We start from the raw sequence: 13,778 nt of genomic DNA, 5'->3' as shown, positions 1-13,778 counted from the left end.
CACAGAGAGGGATCGGGCATGAAACGCTGGGTTGCTGTTGGAGGACTTGCCCTCGCCGCTTCGGCGGGAACGCTGGCATTGGCGATGAACGAGCGGTCGGCGCCGCTGGCCGAGCCTGCACCGGTCGACGCGCGCGTTGGCCCCAAGCTTGCCCGCTTCGCTTCGGCCCGCGCGTTCGCGGCCTATATCAATGCCAGCCTGGCGCGGGCCGCGGAGCATGAGGGTGACATGACGCTCCAGTCCGTTCCATCCCCTTCGGTGATGGCGGAACCCGCGGCGGACGCGGCCCCCGCTGTCGCGGACGCTGCCGCCAATCCGGAGATCACCAACAACCAGATGGTCGGCGTCGACGAGGGCGGCATCGTCAAGCAGATCGGGCGGCATCTGGTGGTGCTGCAGGATGGCCGGCTGTTCAGCATCGACCTGGGCGACCGCGCCAACGCGCCGATGCGGCTTGCCGACCGCATCGACGTCTATCGCAGCGCCGAAACCGCGGCGAGCTGGTATGACGAGATGCTGGTGCTTGAGGACCGCATCCTGGTCACCGCCTACAACTATCGCGAGCAGGCGAGCGAGGTCACCGTGCTGCGGATGGATCCCACGACCGGGCGGATGCGGCGCGAAGGCCGCTTCCTGATGAATTCCAACGATTATTACAGCACAGAGAGTTATGCGACGCGGCTCGTGGGCGACACGCTGGTGGTCTACACGCCGCACCAGTTGCTCGCCGGCGGCACGCAGTTCGCCTGGCCGCGGCTGCGCCGGGCGGATGGCGATGGCGAGGCCGATGGCGGCAAGGCGCTGATCGGCCCCACCGACGTCTACGCCCCGCCGGGCGAGGTCGATCATCCGGTGCTCCACACCATTTCCTTCTGCCCGCTGAAGGCCAGCCTGGAGTGCCGGACGACCGCGTTCGTCGGCCCTGCGATGCGCGAATTCTATGTCTCGCCGACCGACGCCTTCCTGTGGATCGGCGCGCCCGACGGCCTTCCCTGGGCGATCGACTATCGCAACCAACGGCGGCGGGCGTGCGGCGCCGGCGAATCCTGGCGGACGGCCAGCAGCAACCCCGCCCTGCTCTATCGCCTGCCGTTGGACGGCGGCACGATCGGCGCGCTGGCGGTGGAGGGCGTGCCGGCGGACCAGTTCGCGCTCGACAGCCGCGACGGCCGCTTCCGCGCCTTGCTCTCGTCGGCGGGCGCCGGCTGCGCACCCACCGATGCGACCGAACCACTCGCGCTGCTCGACGTGCCGCTGAGCGCGTTCGGCACCAGCATCCGCCACACCACCGATCGCGCCTATACGCGCCTCCCCGGCATCGACGGCGGGATGCTCGAAAACCGCTTCCTCGGCGACTGGCTGGTCTATGGCGGACGGTCGAGCTGGAGCGGGATGGAGGATGGCGGCGGGCGCCCCTCCCCCGCCTCGCTGTTCGCGGTGCCGCTGAAGAGGCCGGGCCAGTTCACCCGGCTCAGCCTGCCCCACAACGCGGTGCGCATCGAGCGCGCGGGCAAGGATGCGGTGGTGACCGGCTATCGCGACGCAGGCGGCCTCTCGCTCTCCTATCTCCGCCTCGGCCGTGATGCGGCGACGGTTGCCGCGACGACGCAGTTGCCCGGGCGCGTCGAGAGCGAGGGCCGCAGCCATGCGTTCAACGCCTGGCTGCGGCCGGACGGCAGCGGCGTGCTCGGGATCCCGACCAGCCGCAATGAAGGGCGCGCGGAACGCGGCTGGTCCGACAGCCGGGATTCGGATCTGAGCTTCGTTGCGATCGGCACCGACAAGCGGCTGAGCCCGGCGGGCGAACTCAGCGTCGCCGGGCGCAAGCCGGAGGACGGCTATCGCTGCGAGATTTCCTGCATCGATTGGTATGGCAATGCCCGGCCGATCTTCACCGGCGGGCGCATGTTCGCGTTGATGGGCACCGAACTGGTCGAGGGCCGGATGGCGGGCGGCCGCATCGCTCCCCTCCAGCGCGTCGATCTTACCGGTCGCGTCGCCTTGGAATCCGGCGCTCGACCGGCGGCGGCGCGCTGACCGCCGCTGCGGTGCCGGGCGCGGCGGGTTTCAGCCAGCGATCATACCAGGCGATGTTGCTGCGCATGCGGTGGACGAGATAGCTCGGCACCGTCAGCCCGTGATTCTCGCCAGGATAGACGATCAGCCGCGCCGGCACGCCGCGCGCCTTGAGCGCCAGATACATCTGCTGGGCACCGACGCAGGGGACATTGTCGTCCGCCTCGGCGCATTCGAACTGGGTGGGGGCGCTGATCCGTTCGGGATGGCGGAAGGGATAGGCGAGCCGCTCCCACGTTTCCGGCTTGTCCCACGGCGCGCCGAGTTCGAGCAGATATTCGCGGGCGTACATGTCGACGCCGAAGGTCGACTGCGCGTTGGAGACGCCGGCGCCATAGACCGCCGCCTTGATGCGCGGTTCGCTGGCGATCATGTAGCCGGTCAGGATGCCGCCATAGCTCCAGCCGCCGGCACCGATGCGATCGGGATCGGCGATGCCCGCCTCGATCGCATAGGTGATGCCGGCACTGATATCCTTCGCGTCGAGATTGCCCCAATCGGCATAGATCGCGCGGGCATAGTCGAAGCCGCGGCCCGATGAGCCGCGCGGATTGACCTTGAGCACCGCATAGCCCGCCGCCGCATAGAGCTGCGCGTCGAGATCGAACTCATGGCCATGCTGGTAGACCGGGCCGCCATGCAGATCGGCGATCAGCGGATAGCGCTTCGCGGGATCATGATCCGGCGGCAGCACCAGCAGGCCGTGGATCTCGGCATCGCCGCTCTTGAACGACACCTCGCGCACCTCGCCCAGCCGCCGCTTCGCCGCCCATTCATTGTGATGGGTCAGCGCGCCCTTTCCGCCAACGGCATGGAGTTCGGCGGGCGTACGATCGTCGCTGTCGAGCAGCACGATGCCGCCCTTGCTCGACATCGCGAATTCATAGCCGGTGCGCTCACCGCGGTTGAGCCAGGTCGTGGCGCCGTTAGCCGGATCGATCCGCGCCAGCCAGATCGCGCGATCCTGCTCGACCAGCGCGACGATGCCCCCGTCCGCCGCCCATTGCGGTGCATAATACCATTGGTCGGTGCGCGACGGCCGCGTCACCGCGCCGGTCGCGACATCGGCGACGGCAAGCTGGTGCGGCGCATAATAGATCCACTTGTCCTCGGCGCCTTCCAGCCAGACGAGGCGCTTCGAATCCGCCGACCAGACCGGGCCCGAACCCCAGGCGGGATCGCCATCCGCCCCGGGCGAGGTGCTGAGCTTGCGCGGCGCCCCGCCCTCCGGCGGCTGGACATAGATCTCGTAATTGAGATCGGCGTCGGTCGCACCGACATCCTTGGCGGTGTAGGCGATCAGGCTGCCGTCGGGCGACCAGGCGGGATGCCAATGGTCGCGCCCGGCGGCGGTAAGCTGCGTCGCCTTGCCCGTCGCCAGATCGACGATGAAGAGCTGGCGGGTGCGATCATCGATATAGCCGCGTCCATCCTCCTTGAAGAAGAAGCGCTCGGTCTCGACCGGCGGCGGCACCTTCGCCTTGCTGCCGACGGTGCGCCCGACCTCCGCCACGACCACCGCACGGCGGCCATCGGGCGCGAGTGCATAGTCGCTGATGCCGCCCGGCAGATCGGTCACCCGGCGCGGCTTGCCGCCCGCCGCCGGCATCCGCCAGAGCTGGGTGTTCTCTTCTTGCTCTTCCTTCTCGTCATCCGGATCGGCGCGCGGCGCCGATTTCGCACCGGCATCGCTGAGGAAGAACAGGGTCGCGCCATCCGCCGCGTAGCGCGGCTGCCATTCGCTGGAGTCGGTGCGGGTGAGTTGCTTCGGCGCGCCGCCGGCGAAGGGCACCGTCCAGATATCGGTGCTGGAGGCGTCGCTCTTGGCGTTCTTCACCGCCAGGCTGTAGGCAACGGTCGCGCCATCGGGCGAAAAGCTCGGCTCCGCCACAATTTGCAGGCGGCCGATATCGTCGAGCGTAACCGCGGTCGGCGCAGGCGCCTCCTCCCCCGCGGCAGTCAGCGTGACGAGCAGCAACAGCGCGGCGATGCGACGATCCATGCCGGTTTCCCCCTGTGAACCCCTTTGGTGCAGGGACGCAGGGCGACAGTCAATGTGACGGAACGAGCCCCTCCTCTGCAGAAGAGGGGCTACACCATTACGATCCTCAGAAGTTGAACCCGGCGTTCACTCCAAAATACCGGTCATTATCCCTCGGCACGAAGCGCGAGACGCCGGCGACCGCGCCATAGGCGATGAAGGGGGAATAATGGGTGTCGGTGATGTTCTTCACTACGCCGCGCACCGACCAGCGATCGGCGACGATGCCGATCGACGCGTTCCAGATGCCATAGCCTTCCTGGATCGTGTCCGGCGTCTGCGTGATCGAATATTGGGTGTCGGACTTGTAGCTGAAGTCGCTGCCCAGCTCGAGGCCGAGATCGTCGCTCAGCGGCACGGTGTAGGTCGCGTCGACATGGTATTTCCACTTCGGAGCGAAGGGCAGCGGCTGGCCGTTGACGAACGCCTCGCCATCCGCACCCGCGCAGCTTCCCACCGCTGCACTCTCCGGGCACAGGAAGCGGTCGATCTTCGCATCGGTGTAGGCGAAGTTCAGGCCGATGTTCCAGCGCGGGCTCGGCCGGATCGTCGCATCCGCCTCGAAGCCGCGGGAAGAGACGCGGCCGGCGTTGATCAGGCGCGTCACCAGGCTGCCCAGATAGGTGTCCTGGAAGTTCGCCTGGAAGCCGTTGAAGCGGGTGTAGTAGCCCGCCAGGCTGAAGGTGAAGCTGCGATCCGCGGTCGCGCCCTTCAGGCCGACCTCGTAGCTGTCCGACGTTTCGGGCGCGAGCGGTTCGGTATCGAACGCCTGCATGTTGAAGAACACGTTGTAGGCCGGGCCCTTGTAGCCCCGCGAATAGGTCGCATAGGTCTTGATGCGCTGGCCGAGATCATATTGCAGGCCAAGACGCAGGCTGTAGTCGGTCTCGCTGGTATCGCCTTCGCTTGCGAAGCTGGGGCGGATACCCGGCACGCCGGTCGTGGTCGTCGCGACGCGGGCATGGCTGTACTCAAGCTTGTCGTGGATCAGCCGGCCGCCGACGATGCCGCGGAAGCTGTTGGTGAAGTTGAGATTGGCCTCGCCGAACGCCGAATAATTGTCGAGCTGCAGCCGGTAGGTCGCCACGCCGTTATTGCGCACCGGCGCGCCGGCTACGATCTGGGTCACGTCGCGGCGATAGGTCTCATCGGTGACCGTGTGGAAATAATAGAGGCCGACGACATAGTCGATGAAGCCGCCCTTGGGAGAGGTCAGCCGCACTTCCTGCGAGAATTGCCTGGAATCGACGAGCCCCACATCCTCGCCCTGCGCGATCGCCGGCGTCGGTACGTTGACCGAATCCCAATCCTGATGCTGGCGGTTCTTCCACTCGCGATAGGCGGTGATCGAGGTGACCTGATAATCGCCGAGGCCAAGCTCGGCGGTCAGCGAGCCGCCATAGTTGCGGTCGCGGACGTCCGCGTCGAAGCTCGGATTGACCTCCCGGTTGTTCGACGACGCGGCAATGCCGCCGGCGGAGAGCACTGCCGCCAGTCCGGGGTTGGCGGTCACCGCGCCGCTCGGGAAGGCGACGCGATCGGTGGAGACGAACACGCCGGTCGGCACATCCTCGATGGTGCGCACATAATCCGCCGCCACCGTCAGCTTCAGCGTTTCGGTGGGATCGAACACCAGCTTGCCGCGCACGCCGCGCCGCTTGTAGCCGTTGACGTCCTCCCCGGTGGCGACGTTGCGCACATTGCCGTCGAAGCCGGCATAGAGCCCGGTCAGCGAGAAGCCGATCTTCTCCGAAAGCGGGCCGGAAACGCCCAGCCGGATGCGATATTCATTGCCCTCATAATAGCCGAGATCGCCATTGGCGCTGAACGTGGAGGACGGCGCCTTGGACACCACGTTGATGACGCCGGCCGACGCATTCTTGCCGAACAAGGTGCCCTGCGGCCCGCGCAACACCTCGATCCGCTCGATATCGAGCAGGTCGAGCGTCGATTGGCCGGGGCGCGCCAGCACGACACCGTCAATCACCGTCGCCACCGAGGGCTCGACGCCCGGCGAGGTGGTGATCGTGCCGACGCCGCGGATGAACACGGAGCGATCCTTGTTGGAGGAACCGGCACGGAAATCGACGGTGGGGACGATCTGCGCGATATCCTGCAGCGTGTTGAGGTTCTTCGCGGCGAGCGCATCCCCCTTCAGCGCGGTAATCGCGATCGGTACGTCGACCAGCGTTTCCGTGCGGAAGCGCGCGGTGACGACGATGTCGGCATTGTCCGCCGGCTCGTCGGCGGGCGCGGCCGCCGCGGCCTGATCCTGCGCGACAGCCGGCGCGGCCCACAGCGCCGCCCCGGAAAGCAAGGCGAGCGCCGATCGGCGTGCCCATGAAGTCTTGGCCATATTGTCCTCCCTAGCGTCGTACGGCTCTTTTTCCGCGAATAATCTAGTAGAGAACCAGACAAAGATAGAAATCCTTGCCGGCACCCCGTCGATCGTTTCGCGTATGGCATCGGCGACGCACCGTGCAGACGATCAGGTTTCGAGCGCCTCCGCAACCTTTGCGTGCGTGCGATCCACCGGCACGATGCGCGGCAGCAGTAGCTGGATCGATCCGAGCGCGAGCAGGTAGGACATCGCCGCGAACAGGAACATCGGGCCGTAGCCGAGCCCCGCGGTCAGCACCTGGCCAGCGATCCAGACGATGGCCATCCCACCCATATTGCCGCAGAACGCGCCGAAGCTGGTGACGCGGCCGACCTTGGCCCCGGGGGTGATATCCGCGATCAGCGCGAACAGGGTGCTGGAAAAGCCCTGATGCCCCGCCATCGTCAGCGCCAGGATCGCGGTCGCTATCCATAGCGCGTCCGCCTGCAGCGCAAGCGGCACCGGCACGACCACCAGCGCGGAAACCAGCATCACCGTCTTGCGGGTGCGCCCGACCGACCAGCCGCGCGCGAGCAGGCGCGAGGCGGCGGCACCGGCGATCAGCGAACCGGCCGCGGCCCCGCAATAGGCGATGGCGAGCGGCGGCCCGAGGCCGGTGCCCGCAAGCCCGAACTGCCGATTGAAGAAGTCCGGCATCCAGAACAGCATCAGCCACCAGGTCGAATCCGAAAACAGCTTGGCGGCGGCGACCGCCCAGGTTCGCCGTTCGGTCAGCAACGGGCGCTCGTCCGGCGCTTCCGCCGGCGCAGCGGCGACGCTGGGAGGCGCATCGAAGCGCAGCCGCCGCGTCGTCAGCAGCCACAGCCCGGCCCAGACGAAGCCGAGCCCTCCGGCGATGACGAACGCCATCCGCCAGCCCCACAGCGCCGCGAGCAGCGGGATCATCAGCGGCGCCACCACCGCGCCGATGCTGCCGACCGCGTTGAACAGGCCGAAGCCGATCGAGCGCAGGTGCGGCGGGAAGATCGCGGCGATCGTCTTGACGCCGTTGGGCGTGCCCATTGCCTCGGTCGCGCCCAAGGTCGCGCGCACGACGATGAACTGCGCCATCGTCGTGGCCCAGCCATGCGCGATCGCGGCGAGGCTCCACGCCGCGACGCCGATCGGGTTCGCCCATTTGACGCCCAGCCGGTCCGCGATCCAGCCGGTAAACAGGAAGGCGATCGCGGCCGATCCCTGGAACCAGGCGGCAAGCGCGCCATAATCGGTGTCGCTCCAGCCGAGCTCGGCGGAGATCGTCGGCTTGAGCACGGCGATGATCTGGCGATCGACAAGGTTGAGGATGCTCGCCGTCAGTACGAGCAGCATCAGCAGCCAGCGATGCGCGTTCGAGAGACCGGTCACGCGAAGGTCACCTGACGGCCCTGTTCGAGGAAGGCGATCGCGTTGCGGCGCAACTGACGCGTGCCCGGGTTGAGCATCGCCTCCGCCGTGTATTGCGCGAGATAGACGCGGCGCGGCCGATCGGTGCGGTTCGCGCCGGTGGCATGCAAGGTGAGGCTGGAGAAAGCGACGACGCTGCCCGCCGCCACCTCCACCGCAACGCCCTCCCCCTCAGCCACGGCCACGGCGAGGTCGTTGGTCGCGGCATCGCGGACGTGCGGAAGAAGGCCGTCGCGGTGGCTGCCCGGCACGAGGCGGACGGTGCCGTTCTCGATCGTCGCGTCGTCGAGCGGGCACCAGCAGGTGAGATAGGGGGCATGGTCCGCGGGGCCGCCATTGCCGACGACATAGCCCGAATCCTGGTGCCAGCTGAACGGCATCCCGCCATCGGGGCCCTTCACGACATATTGATCGAAGAAGAAATAGGCGGTGTCGCCCAAGGTCGCGCGGCAGATTTCGGCCATGACCGGGCTGAACAGCATCTGCCGCAGCACCGGCCGCTCGCGCTGGCATTCATTGGCGAAATAACGCTTGCCGCGATGGCTGATCCCCAGCGTATCGACCCCCGCCGCATCCATCCGCGCATCTTCCCGCGCGACGAAATCGTCGCACTCGGCACGCAGCAGATCGAGCATCGCGCCGTCCAGCACGCCCGGAAATATCACATAACCGTCGCGCCGGAACGCGGCGGCCTGATCCTCATCGCTCACAGGCTATCCTCCGACACCCTTGCTAGGCGCGCCGGGGAGCGAGGCACAGAGAGATTTTCTTTCAACTCTAGCCGCGAGGTAGGGTTAAGGTGGGAGGAGCGAGATGATGTCCGCCCCCTACCCCAGCGGCCCATGCTCCAGCCGCGGCAGCACATGGCGTGCGAACAGGTCCGCCTCGGCGGCGTGGGGATAGCCGGAGAGGATGAACGCCTCGATGCCTTCCGCCTGATAGGCCTGCAGCTTGGCCAGCACCTGATCGGGATCGCCGACGATCGCAGCGCCGCAGCCGGAACGGGCGCGGCCGATGCCGGTCCACAGATTGGCCTCGGCATAGCCCTCATTGCCTGCCGCCTCGCGCAGCTCGGCCTGGCGGCGCACGCCGGCGGACTGGCTGTCGAGCGAGCGCGCGCGGATCGCCGCGCCCGCCGCATCGTCGAGCCGCGAGAGCAGCCGGTCGGCGGCGGCGCGCGCCTCCGCCTCGGTCTCGCGAACGACGACATGGACGCGGTAGCCGAAGCGCAGCGAGCGGCCGTGCCGGGCCGCGCGGGCCTTCATGTCGGCGATCGTTTCGCGCACCGCGGGGAGCACATCGGGCCACATAAGATAGACGTCGGCACCCGCGGCTGCGGCTTCGCGCGCATCCTCGGACAATCCGCCGAAATAGAATTGCGGGCAGCGCGCCGAGGCCGTTGCGATCCGCGGCGGATCGAGCTTGAGCGACCAGAACTCACCCTGATGGTCGAGCGGCTGGCCGTCGAGCAAGGTGCGCAATATCGCCATCGCCTCGACCGTGCGCCGGTAGCGCGGGCCGCTCGCCACGGTTTCGCCGGGCAGGTCGCTGGAGATGATGTTGACCGCCAGCCGTCCGCCCAGCATCCGGTCGATCGTGGCGATCTGGCGGGCGAGCTGCGGCGGCCAGTTCTCCCCGATGCGCACCGCCATCAGCAGCCGGATGCGCTTCACCCAGGTGGCGATCGCCGCGGCGAAGGCGGTGGTGTCGATGCCCAGCGCATAGCCGGAGGGCAGCAGGATATTGTCGAAGCCGAGCGTCTCGGCCTGCAGCACGATATCGCGGCAATGCTCCCAGCTGGATTGCAGCATCGGATCGGGCTGGCCGAGAAACTCATAATCATCGTCGCACAGCGCCGAAAACCAGCTGACCTCGCACCCGCTCATGGCAGCCGCTGCCCCGTCGACGCCTCGACCACCGCATACCATTCGGAGCGGCTCCATTGCAGCCTGAACGCGTCCGCCGCCTCGCGGATGCGATCGGGCTGCTGGCTCCCGACGATCGGCACCGGCCGCGCCGGATGCGCCATGATCCAGGCATAGGCCGCAGCGGCGCGCGAAACGCCGGCCTCCGCCGCCTTGGCATCGAGCAGCGCCGCGACCGCCCCTTCGCCCGACAGCCGGCCGCCGCCCAAGGGGGACCAGGCCAGCACGGCAAGGCCCAGTTCCATCGCGAGATCGAGTTCGCCATCCCACAGCGGCTGGGTGTGCAGCGGCGAGAATTGCGGCTGCGTCGTCGCCAGTGCGAAGGGCAGATGCGCCTGCAGCGCACGGATCTGCGCCGGCGTGAAGTTGGAGACGCCCACGCACCGCACCTTGGCCGAAGCCACCATCCGCTCGAGCGTGCGAGCCAGTTCGGCGGGATGTGTCAGCATGTCCGGCCGGTGGACCTGCCACAGCTCGACATGATCGGTGCCCATCCGCTTGAGCGACGCGTCCAGCGCCGCTTCCAGATAGGCCGCACTCGAATCATAGGGCACGCCGGGAATGATGCCGCCCTTGGTGGCAAGCGTCAGGCGGTCGCGCAGTTCCGGTGCCTCCGCCAACACCCGCCCCAGCAGCGCCTCGGCCGCGCCGAACGGCTCGCCATTGTCGGGACCATAGACGTCGGCGGTATCGAAGAAGTCGATGCCGACCTCCAGCGCCGCCTCGATGCGGGCGCGCGCCGCGCTCACATCATCGCCGGCGAAGCGCCACATGCCCCATCCGATCGGGGCAATCGACAATCCGCTCTTGCCGAGCGGTACGGGATCGGGAGTAAGGGGGCTCATCCCCAAGCATTGGCACAGGCAAGATGGCAGAGACAATCCGCTACGGCATCGTCGGCACCGGCATGATGGGCTGCGAGCATATCCGCAACATCCTCCTCATCCCCGGCGCGCGAATCACCGCGATCGCCGATCCCGTCGAGGCCTCGCTCGGCTGGGCGGACGCGGCGCTGGGCGACGAACGCCCGGCCCGCTTCCGCAACGCCGAGGAACTGGCGGAGAAGGGCGAAGTCGACGCGGTCGTCATCGCATCCCCCAACAACACCCACCGCGACGTGCTGGTGCCGCTGCTCGACCGAGGCCTTGCCATCCTGTGCGAAAAGCCGCTGGCGACCACGATCGAGGATGCGCGCTGGATTGCCGAGCGCACCGACGATTATGCCCGGCCCTTCTGGACCGGCATGGAATATCGCTACATGCCGCCGATGCGCCGCTTCGTCAGCGACGTGCATGGCGGCCGCGTCGGCCGGCTGCAGATGCTGGCGATGCGCGAGCACCGCTTCCCCTTCCTCCACAAGGTCGGCGACTGGAACCGCTTCTCGCGCAACACCGGCGGCACGATGGTGGAAAAATGCTGCCATTTCTTCGATCTGATGCGGCTGATCGTCCAGAGCGAGGCGGTGCGCGTCTATTGTTCGGGCGCGATGGACGTGAACCATCTCGATGAGCGCTATGGCGGCGAGCGCCCCGACATCATCGACAACAGCTACACCGTCGTCGACTTCGCCAATGGCGTGCGCGCGATGCTGGACCTGTGCATGTTCGCCGAGGGCGCCGAGCATCAGGAGGAAGTGAGCGCGACAGGAGACAAGGCGCGGCTCGACGTGCTGGTGCCGCCGGGCGAGCTGGTCTTCTCACCACGCGTGCCCTTCCTGGCGCCCAAGCAGGTCGAGCGCGAGATGGTGGATGTCGATGCGGCGGTGCTCGCAGCGGGATCGCACCATGGCGCGACCTTCCACCAGCACGAAGCCTTCGCCCGCGCGGTGCGCGGCGAAGGCCCGGTCGAGGTTACCGCCCGCGACGGGCTGAAGGCAGTGGCGATCGGCGCTGCGGCGGAACTGTCCGCACAGGAAGGGCGCGCGGTGATGCTGGACGAGATTGGGGTGCAGTAATTTTCCTCCCCGAGCTCTGCTCGGGGAGGAAAAACCAGGCTTTCACTCCCCGCCGAACAGCGCGCCGCGGGCGAGGTTGAGCGCGGTCACCGCGTCCTGCTTCGCCTGCGCGGCGCGCATCGCGTCGAAGTCGAGCCGGTCGAGCGCGCGTTCGATGCGCTTGAGGAAACCGATCGCGCTCTTCGCCGCTTTCACGCTGTCTTCGCGGAACGGAAACTGGTCGAGCTGCCACACGCCTTCCCAATTGTTCCGGCGCAGCGTGTAGAAGAATTCGAACAGCTCGATCGGGTGGACCGAGCCGGCGATCATGTCGTCGTCCCAGCCACGCAGATTGTCGTTCACGTCCATGCCGAACAGGCGGCCATAGTCGATCGCGAGCTGCGCCGCGTCCGCGGGCGATTCGCCGCCATAGAGCGAGTGGCCGAAGTCGAGCAGGATGCCGACATTGGGCAGGCCGATCTTCTCGATGCCGAGCAAGGTGCGCGCGACGCTGTCGAAGCTCATATGGTTGCGCGGCTCGCGCGGCTTGTACTCGATCACGAACTGCAGATCGGGGTTCTGCTGCGCGAGTTCGCCGACGCCATCGAGGCTCTTGCGCCAGATGTCGCCATGATCGACCTGGAACGGATAGTCCCAGCCATCCTGCCCCGGCCACAGCTTCACATATTTGGCGCCGAAGCGGCGGACGACGTTGGCGGCGTCGTTGATCAGCTCATTGGCGCGGCGGCGCACGCCGGCATCGGGGTTAGTGAAGGCGCCCTTGGAGAATTCGCGGGTGTAGATCTCCGGCGTGATGCCGATGACTTCCAGCTTGTTGCGCTTGAGCGCCTCGCCCACCGCGTCGAGGCTGAGCGTGGGATCCGCGAACGGATAGTTGATGTCGACCACCGAAAGGTCGCCCACCGAACCCGCCAGATCGATCATCTCGATCAGGCTGCGCGGGGGGCCATAGCCATCGGTGGCATAGCGATCGACATAGGTCGCGAAATGCCAGATCCCTGCGCCGAACTTCTGTTCGCTCGCCATCATCCTGTTCCTTTCCGTCAGCGCCCGGTGAGGGCGAAGTCCTTGAGGGTGCGCGCATTGTCACGCGTGATCAGGAAGCACTCCATCAGCTGCTTTTCGGGCTGCCCGGTGCTTCCGGTCTTGAGGTAGCGGTCGGCCAGTTCGACCGCATATTGCGCCTGGCGAAACGCCGGCTGCAGCACGGTGGCGTGCATCCGCCCGGCGAGGATCGCATCGCGCGCATCGTTGGATCCGTCGAACCCGACCACGACGACGTCGCGGCGGCCGGCGCTTTCCAGCGCGGCGACAGCACCCAGCGCCATCGTGTCGTTGCCGGCGATGATCCCCTTCACATTGGGGTGCGCCTGCAGGATCGACTGGGTGACGGTGAAGGCCTGCGCCTGATCCCAGTTGGCGCTCTGGCGCGAGACCAGCTTGAGCCCGGGATAGCGATCCAGCACCGAATGATAGCCCTTGGAGCGGATCGAGGCGTTGGTATCCGATTCCTTGCCCACCAGCTCCGCATAGTCGCCGGCGCCGCCCATCGCCTCGGCGAAGCTCTCGCCGCCCAATGTCGCACCCTGATAATTGTTCGAGACGATCTGGCTCACCGCGGCGCCGCGGCTGGAGATCTCGCGATCGATCAGGAAGCTCGGCACGCCCGCAGCCTTGGCCTTCAGCACCGCCGCGACGCTGGCGTCCGCGCCGGCATTGTCGAGGATGATCGCCGCAGCGTTGCGCGCGATCGCGGTTTCGATCAGCTCGTTCTGCTTGAACGCGTCGTCGCCGTGCGAGAATTTCAGCGTCTCATAGCCAAGCGCGCGGGCGCGCGCCTCGGCACCCAGCGCTTCCTGCCCGAAGAAGGGATTGTCGAGCGAAGGGGTGATGATCACGACCAGCCGGCTGCCCTGCTGCCGCGGAACCAGCAGCAGCGCGGCAAGCGCGAGCACGACAAGCGCGGCGCCCCAGACGATCGGTCGTTTCATCAATCCG

Annotated in this window: 10 protein-coding genes; 2 read left to right on the top strand and 8 right to left on the bottom strand. The window is 67.4% G+C overall.

The features are described 5' to 3' along the window. The first annotated feature begins 18 nt into the window (after positions 1-18). Positions 19-2,037, top strand: a complete 2,019-nt coding sequence (locus FHS96_RS16455) for a beta-propeller domain-containing protein (RefSeq protein ID WP_429593782.1) — start codon at positions 19-21, stop codon at positions 2,035-2,037. Here FHS96_RS16455 and FHS96_RS16450 read toward each other — a convergent pair. The 6 genes from FHS96_RS16450 to FHS96_RS16425 form a co-directional block, all read right to left on the bottom strand. After that, positions 1,985-4,078, bottom strand: coding sequence for an alpha/beta hydrolase family protein (locus tag FHS96_RS16450; protein ID WP_429593779.1), 2,094 nt, complete (start codon positions 4,076-4,078; stop codon positions 1,985-1,987). The genes FHS96_RS16455 and FHS96_RS16450 overlap by 53 nt on opposite strands. A gap of 106 nt (positions 4,079-4,184) precedes the next feature. Next, on the bottom strand, positions 4,185-6,473 hold the full coding sequence (locus tag FHS96_RS16445; protein ID WP_429593776.1) for a TonB-dependent receptor: 2,289 nt from the start codon (positions 6,471-6,473) through the stop codon (positions 4,185-4,187). Between the two features lie 132 nt (positions 6,474-6,605). Next, positions 6,606-7,862: an MFS transporter gene (locus FHS96_RS16440; protein ID WP_429593773.1), complete on the bottom strand. Its 1,257-nt coding sequence runs from the start codon at positions 7,860-7,862 to the stop codon at positions 6,606-6,608. Next, positions 7,859-8,611 carry a phytanoyl-CoA dioxygenase family protein gene (locus FHS96_RS16435; RefSeq protein ID WP_429593770.1) on the bottom strand — a complete coding sequence of 251 codons (753 nt, stop codon included), beginning with the start codon at positions 8,609-8,611 and terminating at the stop codon, positions 7,859-7,861. The genes FHS96_RS16440 and FHS96_RS16435 overlap by 4 nt, the downstream gene beginning before the upstream one ends. A gap of 117 nt (positions 8,612-8,728) precedes the next feature. After that, positions 8,729-9,787, bottom strand: a complete 1,059-nt coding sequence (locus FHS96_RS16430; RefSeq protein WP_429593767.1) for an LLM class flavin-dependent oxidoreductase — start codon at positions 9,785-9,787, stop codon at positions 8,729-8,731. Beyond that, complete coding sequence (locus FHS96_RS16425; protein ID WP_429593765.1) at positions 9,784-10,671, bottom strand: aldo/keto reductase; 888 nt, start codon at positions 10,669-10,671, stop codon at positions 9,784-9,786. Before FHS96_RS16425 ends, FHS96_RS16430 begins: the two co-directional genes overlap by 4 nt. A 23-nt stretch (positions 10,672-10,694) precedes the next feature. Here FHS96_RS16425 and FHS96_RS16420 point away from each other — a divergent pair, with 23 nt between their 5' ends. Beyond that, positions 10,695-11,780 (top strand): Gfo/Idh/MocA family protein, encoded by a 1,086-nt coding sequence (locus FHS96_RS16420; RefSeq protein WP_429593762.1) that lies wholly within the window; start codon positions 10,695-10,697, stop codon positions 11,778-11,780. A gap of 42 nt (positions 11,781-11,822) precedes the next feature. On the opposite strand, the gene FHS96_RS16415 is transcribed toward FHS96_RS16420, so the two are convergent. Both FHS96_RS16415 and FHS96_RS16410 read right to left on the bottom strand, forming a co-directional pair. Next, complete coding sequence (locus FHS96_RS16415; protein WP_429593759.1) at positions 11,823-12,806, bottom strand: sugar phosphate isomerase/epimerase family protein; 984 nt, start codon at positions 12,804-12,806, stop codon at positions 11,823-11,825. Between the two features lie 17 nt (positions 12,807-12,823). Continuing rightward, a complete protein-coding gene (locus FHS96_RS16410) occupies positions 12,824-13,771 on the bottom strand; it encodes a D-ribose ABC transporter substrate-binding protein (RefSeq protein ID WP_429593756.1) in 948 nt (315 codons plus the stop codon). Positions 13,772-13,778: the final 7 nt, after the last annotated feature.

Source organism: Sphingomonas zeicaulis (assembly GCF_050433225.1).
In the GTDB taxonomy this organism is placed as follows: Bacteria; Pseudomonadota; Alphaproteobacteria; order Sphingomonadales; family Sphingomonadaceae; genus Sphingomonas_D; species Sphingomonas_D zeicaulis.
This window is presented reverse-complemented; position numbering and strand designations above follow the sequence as displayed.